18 protein-coding genes are annotated in these 18770 nt (G+C 56.2%); 3 read left to right on the forward strand and 15 right to left on the reverse strand.

Annotation, left to right across the window (positions count from 1 at the left end; all coding sequences use genetic code 11):
• Nucleotides 1-50 precede the first annotated feature (50 nt).
• Entirely contained in the window at nucleotides 51-326 is a 276-nt protein-coding gene (yjfN, locus tag ACE3MN_RS24265; protein WP_004871092.1) for a DUF1471 family protease activator YjfN, read from the forward strand.
• Here the strand turns inward: yjfN and ACE3MN_RS24270 are convergent.
• The gene (locus tag ACE3MN_RS24270; protein ID WP_375364202.1) at nucleotides 317-1954 is read right to left on the reverse strand and encodes an isovaleryl-CoA dehydrogenase; all 1638 of its coding nucleotides are present in this window, start codon (nucleotides 1952-1954) and stop codon (nucleotides 317-319) included. The two genes, yjfN and ACE3MN_RS24270, sit on opposite strands and share 10 nt — an antisense overlap.
• Nucleotides 1955-2059: 105 nt before the next feature.
• Here ACE3MN_RS24270 and ACE3MN_RS24275 point away from each other — a divergent pair, with 105 nt between their 5' ends.
• Complete coding sequence (locus tag ACE3MN_RS24275) at nucleotides 2060-2413, forward strand: hypothetical protein (protein WP_049132186.1); 354 nt, start codon at nucleotides 2060-2062, stop codon at nucleotides 2411-2413.
• 45 nt (nucleotides 2414-2458) lie between these two features.
• Here ACE3MN_RS24275 and rlmB read toward each other — a convergent pair whose 3' ends face one another.
• The 5 genes from rlmB to ACE3MN_RS24300 form a co-directional block, all read right to left on the reverse strand.
• Entirely contained in the window at nucleotides 2459-3190 is a 732-nt protein-coding gene (gene rlmB, locus ACE3MN_RS24280) for a 23S rRNA (guanosine(2251)-2'-O)-methyltransferase RlmB (RefSeq protein WP_024360255.1), read from the reverse strand.
• 85 nt (nucleotides 3191-3275) lie between these two features.
• On the reverse strand, nucleotides 3276-5723 hold the full coding sequence (rnr, locus tag ACE3MN_RS24285; protein WP_102649960.1) for a ribonuclease R: 2448 nt from the start codon (nucleotides 5721-5723) through the stop codon (nucleotides 3276-3278).
• A gap of 37 nt (nucleotides 5724-5760) precedes the next feature.
• Nucleotides 5761-6186, reverse strand: coding sequence for a nitric oxide-sensing transcriptional repressor NsrR (gene nsrR, locus ACE3MN_RS24290; RefSeq protein WP_004097980.1), 426 nt, complete (start codon nucleotides 6184-6186; stop codon nucleotides 5761-5763).
• Between the two features lie 151 nt (nucleotides 6187-6337).
• Nucleotides 6338-7636 carry an adenylosuccinate synthase gene (locus tag ACE3MN_RS24295; protein WP_004097979.1) on the reverse strand — a complete coding sequence of 433 codons (1299 nt, stop codon included), beginning with the start codon at nucleotides 7634-7636 and terminating at the stop codon, nucleotides 6338-6340.
• Nucleotides 7637-7738: 102 nt separating this feature from the next.
• A complete protein-coding gene (locus tag ACE3MN_RS24300) occupies nucleotides 7739-7936 on the reverse strand; it encodes a DUF2065 domain-containing protein (protein ID WP_004097978.1) in 198 nt (65 codons plus the stop codon).
• Nucleotides 7937-8154: 218 nt separating this feature from the next.
• On the opposite strand from ACE3MN_RS24300, the gene ACE3MN_RS24305 reads away from it, so the two are divergent.
• The gene (locus ACE3MN_RS24305) at nucleotides 8155-8445 is read left to right on the forward strand and encodes a hypothetical protein (protein WP_102649961.1); all 291 of its coding nucleotides are present in this window, start codon (nucleotides 8155-8157) and stop codon (nucleotides 8443-8445) included.
• A gap of 63 nt (nucleotides 8446-8508) precedes the next feature.
• On the opposite strand, the gene hflC is transcribed toward ACE3MN_RS24305, so the two are convergent.
• From hflC to nnr, 9 genes are all read right to left on the reverse strand, one after another.
• A complete protein-coding gene (gene hflC, locus ACE3MN_RS24310) occupies nucleotides 8509-9513 on the reverse strand; it encodes a protease modulator HflC (RefSeq protein WP_004871105.1) in 1005 nt (334 codons plus the stop codon).
• Nucleotides 9514-9515: 2 nt separating this feature from the next.
• Complete coding sequence (hflK, locus tag ACE3MN_RS24315) at nucleotides 9516-10772, reverse strand: FtsH protease activity modulator HflK (protein WP_049089949.1); 1257 nt, start codon at nucleotides 10770-10772, stop codon at nucleotides 9516-9518.
• Nucleotides 10773-10837: 65 nt separating this feature from the next.
• On the reverse strand, nucleotides 10838-12118 hold the full coding sequence (gene hflX / locus ACE3MN_RS24320) for a ribosome rescue GTPase HflX (protein WP_004128082.1): 1281 nt from the start codon (nucleotides 12116-12118) through the stop codon (nucleotides 10838-10840).
• A 75-nt stretch (nucleotides 12119-12193) separates the two neighbouring features.
• Nucleotides 12194-12502, reverse strand: a complete 309-nt coding sequence (hfq, locus tag ACE3MN_RS24325; protein ID WP_004871115.1) for an RNA chaperone Hfq — start codon at nucleotides 12500-12502, stop codon at nucleotides 12194-12196.
• Between the two features lie 92 nt (nucleotides 12503-12594).
• Entirely contained in the window at nucleotides 12595-13545 is a 951-nt protein-coding gene (gene miaA, locus ACE3MN_RS24330) for a tRNA (adenosine(37)-N6)-dimethylallyltransferase MiaA (protein ID WP_032695150.1), read from the reverse strand.
• The gene (gene mutL, locus ACE3MN_RS24335) at nucleotides 13538-15433 is read right to left on the reverse strand and encodes a DNA mismatch repair endonuclease MutL (RefSeq protein WP_102649962.1); all 1896 of its coding nucleotides are present in this window, start codon (nucleotides 15431-15433) and stop codon (nucleotides 13538-13540) included. The genes miaA and mutL overlap by 8 nt, the downstream gene beginning before the upstream one ends.
• A gap of 10 nt (nucleotides 15434-15443) precedes the next feature.
• On the reverse strand, nucleotides 15444-16781 hold the full coding sequence (gene amiB, locus ACE3MN_RS24340; RefSeq protein WP_024360252.1) for an N-acetylmuramoyl-L-alanine amidase AmiB: 1338 nt from the start codon (nucleotides 16779-16781) through the stop codon (nucleotides 15444-15446).
• Nucleotides 16782-16797: 16 nt separating this feature from the next.
• Nucleotides 16798-17259 carry a tRNA (adenosine(37)-N6)-threonylcarbamoyltransferase complex ATPase subunit type 1 TsaE gene (tsaE, locus tag ACE3MN_RS24345; RefSeq protein WP_004871122.1) on the reverse strand — a complete coding sequence of 154 codons (462 nt, stop codon included), beginning with the start codon at nucleotides 17257-17259 and terminating at the stop codon, nucleotides 16798-16800.
• Nucleotides 17252-18763 (reverse strand): bifunctional ADP-dependent NAD(P)H-hydrate dehydratase/NAD(P)H-hydrate epimerase, encoded by a 1512-nt coding sequence (gene nnr, locus ACE3MN_RS24350; RefSeq protein ID WP_165774982.1) that lies wholly within the window; start codon nucleotides 18761-18763, stop codon nucleotides 17252-17254. The genes tsaE and nnr overlap by 8 nt, the downstream gene beginning before the upstream one ends.
• Nucleotides 18764-18770 lie beyond the last annotated feature (7 nt).

The following is an 18770-nucleotide window of genomic DNA, read 5'->3' on the forward strand; positions in this document are numbered from 1 at the left end:
AGAACGTTAGCAACGGACTGCCCTCAGGACTATGTGAAATGGAGCTGACGATGAAACGAACTTTTACCCTACCCAGCCTGATGCTGACCTCCGCCACGGCCAATACTTCCGCGCAGTCGGCGGAGTTTGCCAGCGCTGACTGCGTAACTGGCCTGAACGAAATTGGCCTGATTTGCGTTAACAACATCTCCGGCAGCCAGCAGGATGTGGAGCACGCCATCGCCGTGCAGGCCGACGAGCAGGGCGCGTCCTGGTATCGCATCGTCCAGATGTACGAGGAGCAGCAGCCGGATAACTGGCGGGTACAGGCCATTCTTTATGCCTGAGGCGCCTGGCGTCCGCGCCCCATTGCCCGTAACAGTAAGTCGTCGAGCGTTTGCTCATCCAGGCGCATGCCGCCGCGCGTATCGAGCATCATCCGGCACCAGGCTTCAGCCAGCGGCGGTGAAGCGAAGCGTAATACCTGCGCGCCAACGCCAAGCAGATAAACCAGCCGGGTAATCTCCCGTCCCTGCTCTTCCAGAGGGCGCCGTAGCCACTGCTGCAGCTGCCGCCACGCCCGATCGAAATGACGATTTTGCCCTTTCACTTCCGCGCACTCCGCCGCCAGAAGCTCAAGCGCCGCCGGCTGCTTCATCACAACCCGCATCACGTCCAGACACATAATATTCCCTGAACCTTCCCAGATGCTGTTTACCGGCATTTCACGGTACAAACGCGGCAGTTCACTTTCTTCACAGTAGCCGGAGCCGCCCAGCACCTCCATCGCCTCGGCGACGAAGGCGATCCCGGATTTGCAGATAGCAAATTTCGCCGCGGGCGTGAACAACCTTGCCCATAGCGCTTCCTGCGCATCATCGCGCCTGTCCCATGCCCGCGCCAGGCGGAACAGAAACGCGGTTTGCCCTTCAAGCCGCAGCGCCATCTGCCCCAGCACCTGACGCATCATCGGCTGATCGACCAGATTTTTGCCAAACGCCTGACGCTGCAGGGCATGGTACAGCGCCACCGAATAGGCCCGGCGCATCAGCGCATGGCTGCCCAGGGCGCAGTCAAAGCGGGTCAGGCCGCCCATTTTGAGAATTTGCCGGACGCCATCCCCCTCTTCTCCGACCAGCCAACCGCAAGCGTTGAAAAACTCGACTTCACTGCTGGCGTTCGCGCGGTTACCCAATTTATCTTTCAGCCTCTCCAGATGTACGCCGTTACGCTGACCGTCCGGCAGCAGGCGCGGAACAAAAAAGCAGGAGAGCCCCGCCGGCGCCTGCGCCAGCACCAGATGAGCATCGCTCTGCGGCACGGAGAAAAACCATTTATGTCCAATCAGATGATAAAAGCCTTCGGCGGTCTTCTCCGCACGGGTCGTGTTGCTCAGGACATCAGATCCCCCCTGCTTTTCAGTCATCCCCATGCCGATAAGCAGCCCGCGTTTCTGATTCCCCGGTATCAGATGCGGATCGTAGCGATCGCTTAATAGCGGTGATAACCAGTCGCTAAAGGGCCTGGGTAAGGAACGCTGCAGCAATGGGATAGCGGCAAAGGTCATGGTGGTGGGACACAGGGTTCCCGCTTCTACCTGCGCGTGCAGCATAAAGCGGGCAGCGCGGGCAACGAAAGCGCCTTCTCGAGCGTCCTCCTGCCAGGCAAGGTTATGTACCCGGTTAGCGCATAGTCCCTGCATCAGGAGATGCCAGGCCGGATGGAAACGAACATCGTCAAGCCGCGATCCCGTGGCGTCATAGCGCAGCAGTTCCGGCGGGTTGCTGTTGGCCAGGCGCCCCAGCTCCAGCGATTCCGCCGTCCCCAGCTGTTGACCAATGCTCGCCAGCAGATCGCCATCCCAGCCCGCGCATTCGCGGACGACGGCTTCACGCAGGGCGGTATCGGACAAGAACAAGTTGCTGTTGCACAGCGGCGAGGGTTGATTAAATACGGTATGAGTTTGCCAGTGCATTATGTTTCCCTCCTTCAATGGCTCTATGCATAAGTATGGACAACGGCGCACTTTCCGTCAGAGAACTCTGTTATAAAGTTCTCTCACAATCAGAAAGGGAATTTCATGATTCATTTAATTATTGAAGATCGGGAAAACGCGCCGATCTATATCCCGCTTATCCGCCGCCATTTTCCCCATCTCGCTATCAACGCCATCAAACAGAACCTGAACGCTTCGGGTTACGTCACGTCATTTGATGAAGACACGATCTGCGCAGACATTCTGGAAGAGCAGAACCCCATTGGAAATTTTCTTAATCTCATCAAGGTATTAAAGCATCGAGGCGCGCGGCTTAAATTCATCGAGCAAACGGGAGATGAACCGGGAGATGAATTACTCTTGAGCCAGGTGTTGAACTATGTGGAAAGAGGTCTCGAAATCGCCCGTCAGAGAGAACGAGAGGATGAACAGGACTGATGAAGATAAGCCATTCCGGAGAATGGCTTATTCAGAAAGAAGAGATTAGCTGCGCTGGCGCACCGCTTCAAACAGGCAAATACCGGTTGCAACCGATACGTTCAGCGACGACACGCTACCGGCCATCGGAATGCTGATCAACTCATCGCAGTGTTCGCGAGTCAGGCGACGCATGCCTTCGCCTTCCGCGCCCATCACCAAAGCCAGCGATCCGGTCATCTTGCTCTGGAACAGGGTATGGTCGGCCTCACCGGCGGTCCCGACGATCCAGACGTTCTCTTCCTGCAGCAGACGCATGGTGCGGGCCAGGTTGGTGACGCGGATCAGCGGGACGTTTTCCGCCGCGCCGCAGGCCACTTTTTTCGCCGTGGCGTTCAGCTGCGCAGAGCGGTCTTTGGGGACAATCACCGCATGCACGCCAGCGGCGTCGGCGCTACGTAAACAGGCGCCGAGGTTGTGCGGATCGGTCACGCCGTCGAGGATCAAAAAGAACGGCCGATCGAGAGAGGCGATCAGATCCGGCAGATCGTTCTCCTGATACTGACGTCCGGGCTTCACGCGGGCAATAATCCCCTGATGAACGGCGCCTTCGCTTTTCTCATCGAGAAACTGGCGGCTGGCGACCTGAATCACCACGCCCTGCGCTTCCAGAGCATGGATCAGCGGCATAAGGCGCTTATCCTCACGGCCTTTCAGAATAAAGACTTCCTGGAAACGCTCAGGAGCGCGCTCCAGCAGCGCCTGCACCGCGTGGATGCCGTAAATCATTTCACTCATTTATCTACTCGTTTAGGTTCTGTTTTCAGTCCCTTCACCCCGGCCCCATCACGATGGTGGGAGACGCCGGGGCAAAGGGAGATCATTACTCAGCTATTTTCTTTTTCGCCGCGCGCTTGGCCTTGGTCGCTGCGGCGATCTTCTGGGTTTTCTCCGACGGCTTCTTCGCTTTCTTCTCGCCTTTTGGCTGAGCGGACTTCGGCTGAGATTGGCCTTTCTGCTTGCGGAATGCGCTATCTGGCTCGAAGTTCACCTGCTTGCCCGCCTGGCGGCGGCGCCCGGACGATTTACCTCCGGCGCTTTTCTTCGCCTTTTCACGCTCGGTTTTACCGACGTTGCGCGGCGCGCGTTCGCTGGAGATAAGCGAGAAATCAATTTTACGCTCGTCCATGTTGACCGCTTCAACGCGCACTTCTACACGATCGCCCAGACGATAGGTCTGACCGCCGGATTCACCGATCAGACGCTGCCCTACCTGATCGAAGCGGTAGTAGTCGTTATCGAGGGAAGAGACGTGCACCAGACCGTCAATAAACAGCTCATCCAGACGGACGAAGAACCCAAAGCCGGTCACGCTGGCAATCACGCCCTTAAAGACGTTACCGACCTGATCCAACATGAAATCACACTTCAGCCAATCCGAAACATCGCGCGTCGCTTCATCAGCACGGCGTTCGGTCATCGAACAGTGCGCCCCCAGCTGCAGCATCTCATCCATGCTGTAGTGCCAGCCGCCGGTCTCGGTGCTGTTGCCTTTATGTCCCTGCTCTTTCGCCAGTAAATACTTGATCGCACGATGCAGAGAAAGGTCAGGATAGCGGCGAATCGGCGAGGTGAAGTGGGCGTAGGATTGCAGCGCCAGGCCAAAGTGACCGCGATTTTCCGGGTCGTATATCGCCTGTTTCATCGAGCGCAGCAGCATGGTTTGCAGCATCTCCGCATCCGGACGATCGGCGATAGACGTCAGTAATTCCGCATAGTCGCGCGGCTCCGGCTTGTTGCCGCCAGGCAGCTCAAGCCCCAGTTCCGCCAGAACCGAACGGAAGGCGGTAATCGCTTCGGTGCTTGGTTTGTCATGGATACGGAACAGGGCCGGTTCCTCGGCCTTCTCAACGACGCGCGCAGCGGAAATGTTCGCCAGGATCATGCACTCTTCAATCAGCTTGTGCGCATCGTTACGCTGAGTCTGTTCAATGCGTTCAATACGGCGTTCAGCATTGAAGATGAATTTAGCTTCTTCACTCTCAAATGAGATACCGCCGCGCTCTTCGCGCGCGCCGTCCAGCACTTTGTAAAGGTTATGCAGCTCTTCAATATGCTTAACCAGCGGCGCGTACTGCTCGCGCAGATCCTGGTCACCCTGCAGCATATGCCAGACTTTGGTATAGGTCAGACGGGCGTGGGAGCTCATCACCGCTTCGTAGAATTTGAAGCCGGTCAGACGCCCCTTGGCTGAAATGGTCATCTCGCAAACCATACAGAGTCTGTCGACCTGGGGATTCAGTGAACACAGGCCGTTAGAGAGCACTTCAGGCAGCATGGGAACCACCTGAGACGGGAAGTAGACCGAGGTGCCGCGGCTGCGCGCTTCGCCATCCAGCGGCGTCCCCGGACGCACGTAGTAGCTCACATCGGCGATCGCCACCCACAGACGCCAGCCGCCGCCGCGTTTCTTCTCGCAGTACACGGCATCATCAAAGTCGCGGGCGTCTTCGCCATCAATGGTGACCAGCGGCAGGCTGCGTAAATCAACGCGCCCTTTTTTCGCCTCTTCCGGTACCTGTTCTTTCAGGCCGGCGACCTGTTTTTCGACCGCTGGCGGCCAGACGTAGGGGATTTCATGGGTGCGCAGGGCCATATCGACCGCCATGCCGGTCCCCATATTGTCGCCAAGCACTTCAACGATTTTACCGATCGCTTTAGTGCGGCGGGTTGGACGCTGGGTCAGCTCAACCACCACGACAAAGCCCATACGCGCGCCCATGATCTGTTCCGGGGGGATCAGGATATCGAAGCTTAAACGGCTGTCATCCGGTACCACAAAGCCGACGCCTGCATCGGTAAAGTAGCGGCCCACAATCTGGCCCGTTTTTGGCACCAGTACGCGGACAATTCGTGCTTCCCGACGGCCTTTACGGTCGGCGCCCAGCGGCTGCGCCAGCACCTGATCGCCGTGAATGCAGGTTTTCATCTGCTCAGACGACAGATACAGGTCATCTTTACGGCCTTCCACGCGCAGGAAGCCATAGCCATCGCGATGGCCAATAACGATACCTTTCAGCAGGTCAAGACGTTCCGGCAGCGCATAGCACTGACGACGCGTAAAGACCAGCTGACCATCGCGTTCCATTGCGCGCAATCTGCGGCGCAATGCTTCTTGTTGTTCTTCGCCTTCAATATTCAGCTCTGTTGCCAGCTCATCTCGGCTAGCCGGTTTTTCGCGTTTTGCTAAATGATCGAGGATAAATTCCCGGCTCGGGATTGGATTAGCGTATTTTTCAGATTCGCGGTCCAGGAAAGGATCTTGTGACATGTCGGTTCCTCCGTTGTCATCTCCAGTGAAGTTTACGTCACTCCACCAGTAATAATTTATAAAGCGGTTGATTCTTTTCAACCAAATCGGCCAGCGTGTAGTTATCCAGTTCCTTGAGAAAACTTTGCGCGGCTTCAGCAAGCGCCTGTTTCAGACGACAGGCGGGCGTAATATGGCAAAATTCGCTACTACAATTGACCAAAGAGAGCGGCTCCAGATCGCGAACAACATCACCCACGCGAATCATATTTGCCGGTTTACCAAGACGAATCCCTCCGTTCTTTCCCCGTACCGCCGTCACATACCCTACGCGACTTAGCTGATTGATTATTTTAACCATATGATTACGAGAAACGCCGTAAACCTCCGTTACTTCGGAGATGCTGGTCATTCTTCCATCCGGCAGCGACGCCATATAGATCAGCGCGCGTAATCCGTAATCAGTGAAACTCGTTAACTGCACAATCAACCTCAGGGAAAAGAAAAACAGAGTGCGTCGGTAGACGTAATTACTATTGATGATAAACCAGCCAGCGCTCAGGCCGCTAATTTATTTAAGTGGGGCGGGCGAACAGTAAAAACAAGAGGCGCCTTAACGGCGCCCCTGGAGATCATTACGCGTCGAATGGATCGCGCAAAATCATCGTCTCGGTACGGTCAGGACCGGTAGAGATAATATCAACCGGTACGCCGGTCAGCTCTTCAATGCGTGCGATGTAGTTCAGCGCCGCCTGCGGCAGGCCGCTGCGCTCTTTCACACCAAAGGTGGTTTCAGACCAGCCCGGCATGGTTTCATAAATCGGCTCGATGCCTTCCCAGTTGTCAGCAGCCAGCGGAGTGGTCGTCACTTCGCGGCCATCCGGCATACGGTAGGCAACGCAGATTTTAACTTCTTTCAGGCCGTCCAGGACGTCCAGCTTAGTCAGGCAGAAACCCGACAGGGAGTTAATCTGCACCGCGCGGCGTACCGCCACGGCATCCAGCCAACCGGTACGACGACGACGGCCGGTGGTGGCGCCAAACTCGTTACCCTGCTTGCACAGGAACTCGCCGGTTTCATCAAACAGCTCAGTCGGGAACGGACCCGCGCCTACGCGAGTGGAGTAGGCTTTAATGATACCCAGAACGTAGTCTACATAACGCGGACCCAGACCGGAACCGGTCGCCACGCCACCGGCGGTGGTGTTGGAAGAGGTCACGTACGGATAAGTACCGTGGTCGATATCCAGCAGCGTACCCTGCGCGCCTTCAAACATGACGAAATCGCCACGCTTGCGCGCCTGGTCGAGCAGATCGGAAACGTCAACAACCATCGCGGTCAGGATGTCGGCAATCGCCATCACGTCATCGAGAACTTTCTGGTAATCAACCGCTTCGGCTTTGTAGAAATTCACCAGCTGGAAGTTGTGATATTCCATCACTTCTTTCAGTTTCTCAGCGAAGGTGGCTTTATCAAACAGATCGCCAACGCGCAGACCGCGGCGAGCCACTTTATCTTCATAAGCCGGGCCGATACCGCGACCGGTCGTACCGATAGCTTTCGCGCCACGCGCTTTCTCACGGGCGACATCCAGCGCAACGTGATATTCGAGGATAAGCGGGCAAGCTTCAGAAAGCAGCAGACGCTCGCGGACAGGGATACCACGGTCTTCCAGACCTTTCATCTCTTTCATCAGCGCAGCCGGAGACAGCACGACACCGTTACCGATGATGCTGGTGACATTCTCGCGAAGAATACCTGATGGAATAAGATGGAGGACGGTTTTTTCACCGTTGATTACGAGAGTATGGCCGGCGTTGTGACCGCCCTGATAGCGCACAACATATTTAGCCCGTTCAGTCAGGAGATCGACGATCTTCCCTTTACCTTCGTCACCCCATTGGGTGCCCAGTACGACGACGTTGTTACCCATTTTTCAAAATCACCGTTTGCTTAAAAATGGATTCTACCATCGCTTTTTCAGAGTTACAGCACTTTTTGCACTCGAAAGACGGGAAATTAGTCTACTTTACGCTCAGCCAATCGTTTTCCTCAACATGTAGTAGATGACGATGCCAGCAACCACAAGACCACCGCCAAACCGGCGTAATAAATTATCCGGTAGTTGGCTCATAGTGGCGACCATTCGACGCCACGCGCGTGGATAAAGCAGCGGACCCAGTCCTTCAAGGACTAAAACCAGCGCCAGTGCCAGCCAGATTGTTGAATTCATTATTCACCTTTATTTATACGCCGCCCAGTACAGAACCAGTCGTTTATCAACGTTGCGTTTACTTTTATTTCATATTGTCCGGTATTTCATCGTTATTATGAACCTATTTAGTGAAACAAAATTCATAATTTATTGTATTGAATGTGTTTTTTTAAATTGCAACTATGCCAGCGCGTATCAGTTTCAGATACGAGCATAAAATAATCAGGAGGATTATGATGAGAGAATTAACCGCAATTGAAATCGACGCCGTAAGCGGCGCAGGCTGGTTACAGGATAGTCTCGCTTCTATAGGTGCAAAAGCTGGCGCCACCGTGTGGTCGCTCAGCAGCGATATGTTGAACATTGAACTGCCGATTATAGGCACTATCAATCTTTCAACTATTGCTCCCGATTTAGGCAAAACCGTAGGCGAGACGGTTGGTTTCACCGTTGGCGGAGCCATTGAGAGTACCCTGGCAGGCCTGCCGGTAATCGGCGGTCTGCTCAATAAACTTCTCGGCAATTAATTCCAGCTCGGTTGTAAAAAAGGCGCCTTATAAAGGGCGCCTTTTTACTTATGCCATCAGTTATTAACGATTCGTTGCCGTAGGTGATTTCATATAGCGGAAGAAATCGCTGTCCGGGCTGAGAACCATCACATCCTGATTGCTCTGGAAGCTGTTCTCGTACGCGCGCAGGCTACGGATAAAGGCATAGAAGCCCGGATCCTGACTGAATGCGTCAGCAAACAGTTTCGCCGATTCCGCATCGCCTTCACCGCGCAGGATACGTCCCTGACGCTCGGCTTCCGCCAGCGTTTTGGTCACTTCATAATCCGCGGTCGCACGCAGTTTTTCAGCTTCTTCCTGACCTTGTGAACGATGGCGACGGGCAACCGCTTCACGCTCGGCGCGCATACGGTTGTAGATCGCTTCAGACACTTCAGCCGGCAGGTTGATCTGTTTGATTCGCACGTCGACGACTTCAATACCCAGCGCCGCCATACTGTTCGGGTTGATTACCTGAACCTTACCGTTGGTTTCCGCTTCAATACGCTCTGCCGCTTTGGCAATCGCGTCATCGGCAGCCGGCGTGCTGACTTCATCTTCCGTGCCCGCGGAACCTGAGTTCAGCGCATCGCGCACTTCCAGGGTCAGACGACCGCGGGAGTCGGTCACGATGTCTTTCACATCAAGACGGCCAATTTCAGAACGCAGACGGTCAGAGAATTTACGTTTCAGCAGTACCTCGGCCTGGGAGACATCACCGCCGCCGGTTGCCAGGTAGTAACGGCTAAAGTCGCTGATGCGCCACTTGATGTAGGAGTCAACGATCAGGTCTTTCTTCTCTTTGGTGACGAAGCGGTCGGCCTGATTGTCCATCGTCTGGATACGCGCATCGAGCATCTTCACAGACTCAATAAACGGAATCTTGAAGTGCAGTCCTGGCGCGTACACCAGAGGTTTGTTTTCATCGTCGCGCAGAACTTTACCAAAACGCAGCGTGATCCCGCGCTCGCCCTCTTTGACCACAAAGATGGACATGTAGAGCACCACCAGCACGATGACAATTATCGCGATAACAGATTTACGCATCGTTATTCCCCCTGACGCTGGTAGTCGTTACGCTGCGCGTTGGCGCGGCGTTGGTCCATAATGGTGCCTCCCGTAGAGGTAGAAGCGTTACTGGCGCTGTTTGAGCTGGATGCAGGCGGCAGACGCAGCAGATCGCTTGCGCCACTGCTATCGCTCTTTGCCGCCGGCGCGCCGGCGCCTTTCAGCATCTGATCCAGAGGCAGAACCATCAGGTTGCTCCCCTTATCGTTAACCAGCACTTTGCGCGTATGGCTCAGCACTTTTTCCATGGTTTCGATATACAGACGCTCGCGGGTGATTTCCGGAGCCGCTTTATACTCAGGCAGGATTTTCGCAAAGCGAGCCACTTCACCCTGAGCTTCAAGAACGGTCTGGGTCTTGTATGCGCGAGCTTCTTCAAGAATACGCTGCGCCTGACCGTTAGCCCGCGGCTGAACTTCGTTGGTGTAAGCTTCCGCTTCACGAATGTACTGCTGTTCGTTTTCACGTGCAGCAATCGCATCGTCAAACGCGGCTTTTACTTCTTCCGGCGGACGCGCCGTCTGGAAGTTGACGTCCAGCAGGGTAATACCCATGTTGTACGGACGAATGGTCTCTTCCAGCTCACGCTGAGTATCACTACGAATGACGGTACGTCCTTCGGTCAGGATACGGTCCATGGTGTATTTACCGATCACGCCGCGCAGGGCGCTGTCGGTAGCCTGACGCAGGCTGTCGTCCGCGCTGGTGACGCTAAACAGATAGCGTTCCGGATCGGTCACGCGGTACTGCACGTTCATCTCAACGCGCACGACGTTTTCGTCAGACGTCAGCATGACGCCGGAAGCCGCCAGTTCACGGACCGACTCAACGTTAACCGCCTGAACGCTATCAATGAAGGTCGGTTTCCAGTTAAGGCCAGGCTCAACCAGATGGCTAAATTTACCAAAGCGAGTGACGACGCCACGTTCAGCTTCTTTAATGGTATAGAAACCGCTGGCTGCCCAGATAATAACCGCAGCGGCGGCAACGATGCCGACGATACGCCCGCCCATTGGCCCGCGAGGTCCCTGAGAGCCGTTACCGCCGCCCAGTCCACCTTTTCCGCCACCCAGGCCGCCAAGTTTTTTGCTTAGCTTACGGAAGATATCATCCAGATCGGGAGGTCCCTGATCGCGACCGCCTTTGTTGCCATTTCCCCCAGAGTTGCCGCCTTGGTTATTGCTGCTTCCCCACGGGTCGCGGTCCTGTCCGTTATTACCGGGCTGATTCCACGCCATGTATATGCTCCATATTTGTTTTTGATATCCCCACAGGGGTTAATATCTTCAGGCAAGCTGCAAGGTCAAATCACGTATTCAACCAGCGCTGGCTCTTGTTTACAGAGGCGACGCCAGTCAACGATCGGCATGCGCACCTGCAGACCAACGCTACCGTCATCCTCCATCCACTCTTTCTCTATCGCCTGAAGCTGATAGAACCGGCTTCTCAACCGGCCTTCCTGCGGTGGCAGGCGCAGCGTGTGCTGCGCCACTTCACCAGAAAGCCGTTCCGTCAAAGCCTGAAAAAGCAGCGGTACGCCAACCCCGGTCTGGGCGGAAAGCCAGACCCGAATCGGTTTATTTTCTTCATCCCGATCGATACGCGGCTCAAAATCATCCAGCATGTCGATTTTATTCATAACCAGCAGCGTCGGGATCTCATCGGCCTCGATCTCCGCGAGCACCGTATTTACCGCGTCAATGTTTTCCTGCACACGCACATCGGCCGCATCAATAATATGCAGCAGCAGCGTCGCCTGGCGCGTCTCCTGGAGCGTCGCTTTAAACGCGGCCACCAGGTCATGCGGCAGGTGGCGGATAAAACCTACGGTATCCGCCAGTACGGTTTCGCCAACATCAGGGACGTCAATGCGGCGCAGCGTCGGATCCAGAGTGGCGAACAGCTGGTTCGCAGCATAGACCTCGGCTTCAGTTATCTGGTTGAACAACGTGGATTTACCGGCGTTGGTATAACCGACCAGCGACACGGTAGGAATATCGGCTTTGGCGCGTGAACGCCGTCCCTGCTCGCGCTGTTTTTCAACTTTTTCCAGCCGCGCCAGGATCTGCATAATACGGTTACGCAGCAAACGGCGGTCAGTTTCGAGCTGGGTTTCACCCGGGCCGCGCAAACCAATCCCGCCTTTCTGTCTTTCAAGGTGGGTCCAGCCGCGAACGAGGCGAGTCGCCATGTGACGCAGCTGCGCCAGCTCGACCTGCAGTTTCCCTTCGTGGGTACGCGCTCGCTGGGCAAAAATATCTAAAATCAGGCCGGTACGATCGATAACCCGACATTCGCATAAGCGCTCCAGGTTTCGTTCCTGAGCCGGACTCAGGGCATGATCGAAGAGCACGACCGATGCTCCGGTCGCTTTGACGGCTTCCGCTATTTCGACAGCTTTACCTTCACCAACAAAATACTTCGGGTGCGGTGCTTTACGGCTACCGGTAATCACCTGCATTGCTTCGACACCGGCGGAAGAGGCCAGAGTTTCAAACTCCTGGAGATCTTCCATATCTTTGTCTTGCGAAAAATAGATGTGTACCAGTACCGCCTGCTCACCGGCATCATAACGGTCAAACAAGCGTAAACCCCTTATAAAATACCAGCGGGGAACGCAGAAAACCTGGCTCCCCGACGTGGAAAAACAGCTTCTGCCTTATTCGGCGTCTTCGCTGTCTTGCTGCGACGCAGAAGTACCCTGCGCACCACCACCGTGGTGATAGTTGTTTGTACCGCCGCCAGCATTATTGCTGTGGTGTGACACCGGGCGAGACGGGACAACAGTAGAAATTGCGTGCTTATAGACCATCTGGCTGACCGTGTTTTTCAACAGGATCACGAACTGATCGAAAGACTCAATTTGCCCTTGCAGCTTAATACCATTCACCAAATAAATAGAAACCGGAACACGTTCCCGACGCAAAGCGTTCAGGAACGGATCTTGTAAAGATTGCCCCTTAGCCATTCTCTCTTTTCCTTATATGTATGCTTGTTTTGTACTCAGAACCTTACGATTCTTAAAAAAATTACGCACGATACCTGTTCAATTGTACACGTTCAGTCCAGGCTAGCACCAACAACCTGTAATACTTTGTTGAACGCTTGTTCAGGTTGTTCACTGTCTAACCAGTGAATACCTTCCCAACCGCGCAGCCAGGTAACCTGACGTTTAGCCAACTGTCTCGTGGCGCAAACACCTCGATAAACCATTTCATCATACGGGATCTCGCCATTTAGGTACGACCACATCTGGCGATATCCGACACAACGAATGGAAGGCATATCCGTATGCAAATCTCCCCGGGCAAAAAGCGCCCGCACTTCTGCTTCAAAACCTGAAGCCAACATCTGATGAAAACGCTGTTCTATGCGTTGATGGAGCAGTTCACGGCTCGCCGGGGCGATGGCGAACTGGTGCACCTTATACGGCAGAGCATCACCTGACGTTTGCGTCAGCTCCGTTAAAGTTTTACCCGAAATGAAAAAAACTTCCAGTGCTCGGGAAAGTCTTTGCGGATCATTTGGATGAATACGCGCGGCGGCAACCGGATCAATTTCCTGTAGCTGCTGGTGCAACGCGTTCCATCCTTGCTCTGCGGCCTGTTGCTCGATCCTGGCCCTGACCTCAGGGTCAGCCGAGGGTAGAGGCGACAATCCTTCCAACAACGCCTTGAAATACAACATCGTTCCGCCAACCAGTAGCGGAATACGCCCGGCGGCAACAATATCAGCCATCTCAGCCAGCGCATCACGACGAAAATCCGCCGCGGAATAAGCTTCAGCCGGATCAAGAATATCCAGCAGCCGATGCGGCGCAGCGCTTAGCTCCGCGGCATCCGGCTTGGCCGTGCCGATGTCCATTCCTCGATAAATGAGGGCTGAATCAACGCTAATCAACTCTACTGGCAAAACTTTACGTAAGGCGATCGCCAATGCGGTTTTACCAGAGGCCGTCGGGCCCATTAAAAATATTGCCTTAGGCAGGCTTGCCTCGGTTACATCACTCATCTTTCAGGGCATTCATCGCCGAATGTAAATCAACAGATTGTAACAGACCACCCGGCGGCGCTTTAACCAGCTGCGGACATAAGCGCTCAATATCCGCCAGGACGGCAATCGCCTGCGCCATATTCCACTGCGCATGTTCGCTCGCCAGGTTACGCGCCATCCACTGAGCAATATTGCCGACGTCGACGGTTTTTTGCTGCGCCAGGTAGCCTATCAGTTCAGGAATCAAGATTTGTAAATTTTGTTGTCTTAAGGGTAAAGGCACTGCGCGGATCGTCACGTGGTGCGCATCGGACTGGAGTTCAATCCCGACCTCTGCCAGCGCCGACTGCGCCTGCTTGAGCGCGTCTTTTTCCTCTTCGGACACTTTTATCCGTAGCGGGATAAGCAACGGTTGGGCGCAAACCGCCTCTGCGCCCGGCGTCAGCTGCGCCTGGCGCAGCCAGCGCTCAGCGACCGGCAGGGCCAGCAGCGCTAACTTACCGTCGCGCTCCAGCAGCGCGCAGTCGCTATCGATAATGGTCAGCACGCGGCCAAAGCTTTGGCTATGACCTGACAGGCCTTCCGCCGCCGGTGCGGGAGATTTGGGTTTGCGCTCCGCGGCAGGAGTATCCAGCAGTTGGCGGTAGAGCGCACCCTGCTGTTTTTGATAGCCTGGCTGCGCATGCGGCCAGCCGGCTCCGCCAGTTGAAGATGACCCCGAGGCGGCAGGTTCTCGCGAACCGCCAGCGTTAAAGCGCGGCGCGGCGGGCTCATCACGATATCGGGGAGCCGCGTTTTCACGCACGACCGCCGGCTGGGCAAAATGATTGCCGCCTGCCGCAACGCGATTTTCCGGCACCTGCCGCAGCGCGGGCTCATCGCCCTCTTTTGCCAACGGCACCTCCAGCTGCTGCTGCAGGACGCTCAGCACGCCCTGATAGATAAAATCGTGCACCAGGCGCGATTGATGAAAACGCACTTCATGTTTGGCCGGGTGGACGTTCACATCCACCTGATGCGGATCTATCTTCAGGTACAGCACAAAAGCAGGCTGCTGATCGGCCCCCAGTTTGTCTTCACAGGCCTGACGAATCGCGTGATTAATCAGGCGATCGCGCATCATCCGCCCATTGACGTAGCAATATTGAATCTCCGCCAGCGTCGGATTGGTATGCAGAGGATCGGCCACCCAGCCGCTGAGGGTAAGATCCCCATGCTGCCACTCAATCGCCAGCGCGTGTTCGAGAAATGGCAAACCGCAGATCGCGCCCAGACGCCGCTCGCGCTGGCCGTCCTGCGATACCGCCCGGTACTGGCGCACGACTTTACCATTGTGGCTGAGGTTGATAGTGACGTCGAAACGCGCCAGCGCGATGCGCCGGACGATCTCGTCGATATGGCCAAATTCGGTTTTTTCGGTGCGCATAAATTTGCGCCGGGCGGGGGTGTTATAAAACAGATCCAGCACTTCCAGCGTTGTCCCCACCGGGTGCGCCGCCGGCTTCACGGTGACCGCCTGATCGCGCCCTTCGGCATAGGCCTGCCAGGCCTCCTGCTGATCCTCGGTACGCGAGGTCAACGTCAGGCGAGCCACTGAGCTGATACTGGCCAGAGCTTCGCCGCGAAAGCCGAGGCTAATGATCGCCTCAAGGTCGTCCAGCGAAGCAATTTTACTGGTGGCGTGACGGGCCAGCGCCAGCGCCAGCTCGTCTTTTTTAATGCCGCAGCCGTTATCGCGAATGCGGATTAACTTCGCCCCGCCGCGCTCAATATCAATGTCGATGCGCGTCGCCCCGGCATCGAGGCTATTTTCCACCAGCTCTTTGACCACCGACGCCGGTCGTTCCACCACTTCACCTGCGGCAATCTGGTTGGCGAGCTGCGGCGGTAGAACCTGTATTGGCATGGCCGTCTCCTTAATTTAACAACGTCCCATCAGACGAACCTGCGCTGGCGGTCTGCGCTGCTGCCCCGCGCGGCGCGGATTGCAGAGGATGCTGCATAAAGTAGTTACGCAGACCATTATAAATCGCTTCTGCGACCTGCTGCTGATAGGCATCGCTGCCCAGCAGCCGCTCTTCGCCGGTATTACTGATAAAACCCGTTTCGACAAGGATCGACGGGATATCCGGCGAACGCAGTACGCCGAGGCTGGCATGCTCAGGACGACGCTTATGTAAATCGCCGATACGCTGCAGCTGGCTCAGCACATTGGTCGCCACATCATACCCGACGCGCTGGGAATGGCCGAACTGTAAATCCAGCACCGCCTGGCTCAGGTAAGGGTCCGACTGGCTATTGGCCAGCACATCACCCGCGCCGCCCAGCAGCTCGGACTGCTTCTCATGTTGTTCGAGCCAGCCGGCCATTTCGCTGTTCGCGCGGCGGTTGGAAAGTACCCAAACCGAGGCTCCGGTTGCATCGCGATTCGGCGCAGCGTCGGCGTGAATGGAGACAAGGAAATTGGCGTTTTGCTTACGCGCGACGTCAGATCGTCCCATGACTGAAATAAAGTAATCGCCGTCGCGCGTCAGAACGGGCCTGAACTGCGGATCGGCATTCAGCAGCGCGCGGAGCTTACGCGCAATAGCAATGGTCACGTTCTTCTCTTTCGTGCCGTTCGGGCCAATGGCCCCCGGATCCTGGCCGCCGTGACCGGCGTCAATGGCGATAATCACTTTGTCGTCGCCAGAAACGGTACGCGCCGCGGGACGCGTTACGCTACTGGTGCTGGTCACCGCGGTGAGCCGGTCGTTATCGGCTTTAAACGGGTTGCGTGCGGGTTCGCTCGGACGCACGGGCTGCGCCACGGGCCTTTCCGCCTGTCTAACCACCACTGGCTGCGGCGGTGGCGGAGGTGGAGGCGGTGCGTCGGCGTTAATCGTAAACACCACGGTGTAGTTAGAGCCGTTCTGCTGTTTCACCGCGCGGGTTTTGCCATCGGCAGTTAAATCCACCAGCAGGCGCAGCGACTGCGTATCCTGCGGCGTCCCGGAACGAATACTTTTTACCAGATTATTACCGCTAAACTGCAGCGGTAGCCCCTGGAGTACGCCGGTCTGTTTAATATCCAGCGCCACGATGCGTTTGCCCTGGGGGCTAAACGAATACTCGGGCTCGCCGATAAAACTAATGGTAATGCGGGCCTGCCGATCGCCATTTGAGACCTGGATATCGGATAAACTTGCCGCAGTGGCCTGAATGCTGAACAGCATCAGCGCGGCGGCCAGCCAACTGGTTAAGCGATACATCATCCCGTCGTCCTTCAGGCTAATTAGCCAAACGCGCCAATAAAGACTCACCCAATGAGGAGACCGCGGTTACGCGCGCCTCACGCCCTTGTGCCTGATACTCGAGGTGAATTTCAACATCCGGGTCCGGCAGTACTCCCGTGCCCTGCTGCGGCCATTCCACCAGGCAGATAGCATCGTCAGTAAAATAATCGCGGATCCCCATAAACTCGAGTTCCTCAGGATCCGCCAGGCGATAAAGATCGAAGTGATAGACCATCAAATTCTCGAGACTGTAAGGCTCGACGAGGGTGTAGGTTGGGCTTTTAACGTTGCCACGGTGACCGAGAGCCTGAAGGAAACCGCGGCTAAAGGTGGTCTTACCCGCCCCTAAATCGCCATACAAATAGATGACCGTCGCGCCAGTGCATGCCTGCGCGACGCGGTTGCCAAGGCTTAAAGTCGCCTGCTCATCGGGTAAAGGAATCACTCGGTTAATCATGGTCTACGTCAATCACATCCGGGTTAACAACACGCCTGAGCGTGGAAAAAAGATCGGTCGCCAGCATTCCGCGGGTGCCGTGTCTCGCCGCCAGCCGATCGGCGGCTTCGCCATGAGCAACGCATCCGGCGCAGGCAGCATCATACGGCGCCAGGCGCTGGCCTAACAACGCAGCGATAATGCCGGTCAGCACATCGCCCATCCCGCCGCTGGCCATTCCAGCATTACCGGCGTCAATAATGCCCATTTCGCCGGTTTCGCTCGCCACGACCGTACCTGCACCTTTCAGCACCACGATGCCACCATAACGTTTTACCAGACGTTGTGCAGAATGTAAGCGATCGCTTTCAATTTCTGCCACACTCACGTTCAGCAGACGGGCGGCTTCGCCGGGATGCGGCGTCAGCACGCGATTGTGACGTTTATCGGGATTGATTGCCAGCAGGTTCAGCGCATCCGCATCCCAGACCATCGGTTTGCGAAAATTCTCCGCCTGGCGCAGCGCATTCTTACCCCACTCGCTCTGACCAAGACCCGGCCCAATCGCGACGACATCCGCCCATTGCAGGCTTTCCTCAAGCGCGCGGGATGACAGTTCATGGACCATCAGCTCCGGCCTGGCGGTCAGAACGGGGGCGATATTGTCCTTATGAGTCAGGACGCGCACCAGCCCGGCGCCCGCGCGCAGCGCCGCTTCCCCGCTCATCCGAATGGCTCCCGCCGTACCCGGTTCGCCGCCAATAATCACCAGCTTACCGTGATCGCCTTTGTGCGATGTTGGGCGTCGCGGCGGCAGCCAGTCGGAAAGCTGCGAGGCATCGAATCGACTGATTGCCGTCGTCTGGCCTGCCAGCCAGCGCTCAAGCCCTAAAGCGTGATGATGCAGGCGGCCCACGACATCGCGGGCTTTGCCGGTCAGCAGCCCCGGCTTAAGCGCGATAAACGTGATGGTATGAGCAGCATGGATAACCGCGCCTGGCGTCGTACCTGTCTGTGCGTTCAGACCAGAGGGAATATCGAGCGCGACAACCGGCGCCGGATGAGCGTTAGCATGCGCGATAAGCTCAGCGACGTTTTCCCGGGGCGCGCTCTGTAGCCCGGTACCGAGCAGGCCGTCAATAATCAACGTGATATCTTCAGGCCAGGCGATGTTCGCGGCGTGAATCGTCCCGCCGGCGTTAAGCCACTCTTCACGCGCCAGGCTGGCCTCTTCCGGCAGCGGCTTCTCACTCTCCAGCGCCAGCAGCGTAACCTGAATCCCGCGCGCCTGCGCCAGGCGAGCCACCACGTAGCCGTCTCCGCCGTTATTACCGTGGCCGCAAAGAATCAACCAGTGCTGGCTTCCTGGATACTGTACGCAGGCAAGTTCAAAAGCCGCTTCGCCCGCACGGCGCATCAGCTCATATAACGTCAGCCCAAGGGCATCCGCCGCCTCTTTTTCCGCCCGCCGTAGCGCCTCCGCCGGCCAGATGATATGTGGTATACTGTCGGTGTTTTTCGTCATCGTATGG

The sequence above is a fragment of the Klebsiella grimontii genome, assembly GCF_042137965.1.
GTDB lineage: Bacteria > Pseudomonadota > Gammaproteobacteria > Enterobacterales > Enterobacteriaceae > Klebsiella > Klebsiella grimontii.

Coding starts and splice junctions, on each gene's coding strand:
- yjfN (WP_004871092.1), top strand. CDS start 51: ATGAAACGAACTTTTACCCTACCCAGCCTGATGCTGACCTCCGCCACG.
- ACE3MN_RS24270 (WP_375364202.1), bottom strand. CDS start 1,954: ATGCACTGGCAAACTCATACCGTATTTAATCAACCCTCGCCGCTGTGC.
- ACE3MN_RS24275 (WP_049132186.1), top strand. CDS start 2,060: ATGATTCATTTAATTATTGAAGATCGGGAAAACGCGCCGATCTATATC.
- rlmB (WP_024360255.1), bottom strand. CDS start 3,190: ATGAGTGAAATGATTTACGGCATCCACGCGGTGCAGGCGCTGCTGGAG.
- rnr (WP_102649960.1), bottom strand. CDS start 5,723: ATGTCACAAGATCCTTTCCTGGACCGCGAATCTGAAAAATACGCTAAT.
- ACE3MN_RS24295 (WP_004097979.1), bottom strand. CDS start 7,636: ATGGGTAACAACGTCGTCGTACTGGGCACCCAATGGGGTGACGAAGGT.
- ACE3MN_RS24300 (WP_004097978.1), bottom strand. CDS start 7,936: ATGAATTCAACAATCTGGCTGGCACTGGCGCTGGTTTTAGTCCTTGAA.
- ACE3MN_RS24305 (WP_102649961.1), top strand. CDS start 8,155: ATGAGAGAATTAACCGCAATTGAAATCGACGCCGTAAGCGGCGCAGGC.
- hflC (WP_004871105.1), bottom strand. CDS start 9,513: ATGCGTAAATCTGTTATCGCGATAATTGTCATCGTGCTGGTGGTGCTC.
- hflK (WP_049089949.1), bottom strand. CDS start 10,772: ATGGCGTGGAATCAGCCCGGTAATAACGGACAGGACCGCGACCCGTGG.
- hfq (WP_004871115.1), bottom strand. CDS start 12,502: ATGGCTAAGGGGCAATCTTTACAAGATCCGTTCCTGAACGCTTTGCGT.
- miaA (WP_032695150.1), bottom strand. CDS start 13,545: ATGAGTGATGTAACCGAGGCAAGCCTGCCTAAGGCAATATTTTTAATG.
- mutL (WP_102649962.1), bottom strand. CDS start 15,433: ATGCCAATACAGGTTCTACCGCCGCAGCTCGCCAACCAGATTGCCGCA.
- amiB (WP_024360252.1), bottom strand. CDS start 16,781: ATGATGTATCGCTTAACCAGTTGGCTGGCCGCCGCGCTGATGCTGTTC.
- tsaE (WP_004871122.1), bottom strand. CDS start 17,259: ATGATTAACCGAGTGATTCCTTTACCCGATGAGCAGGCGACTTTAAGC.
- nnr (WP_165774982.1), bottom strand. CDS start 18,763: ATGACGAAAAACACCGACAGTATACCACATATCATCTGGCCGGCGGAG.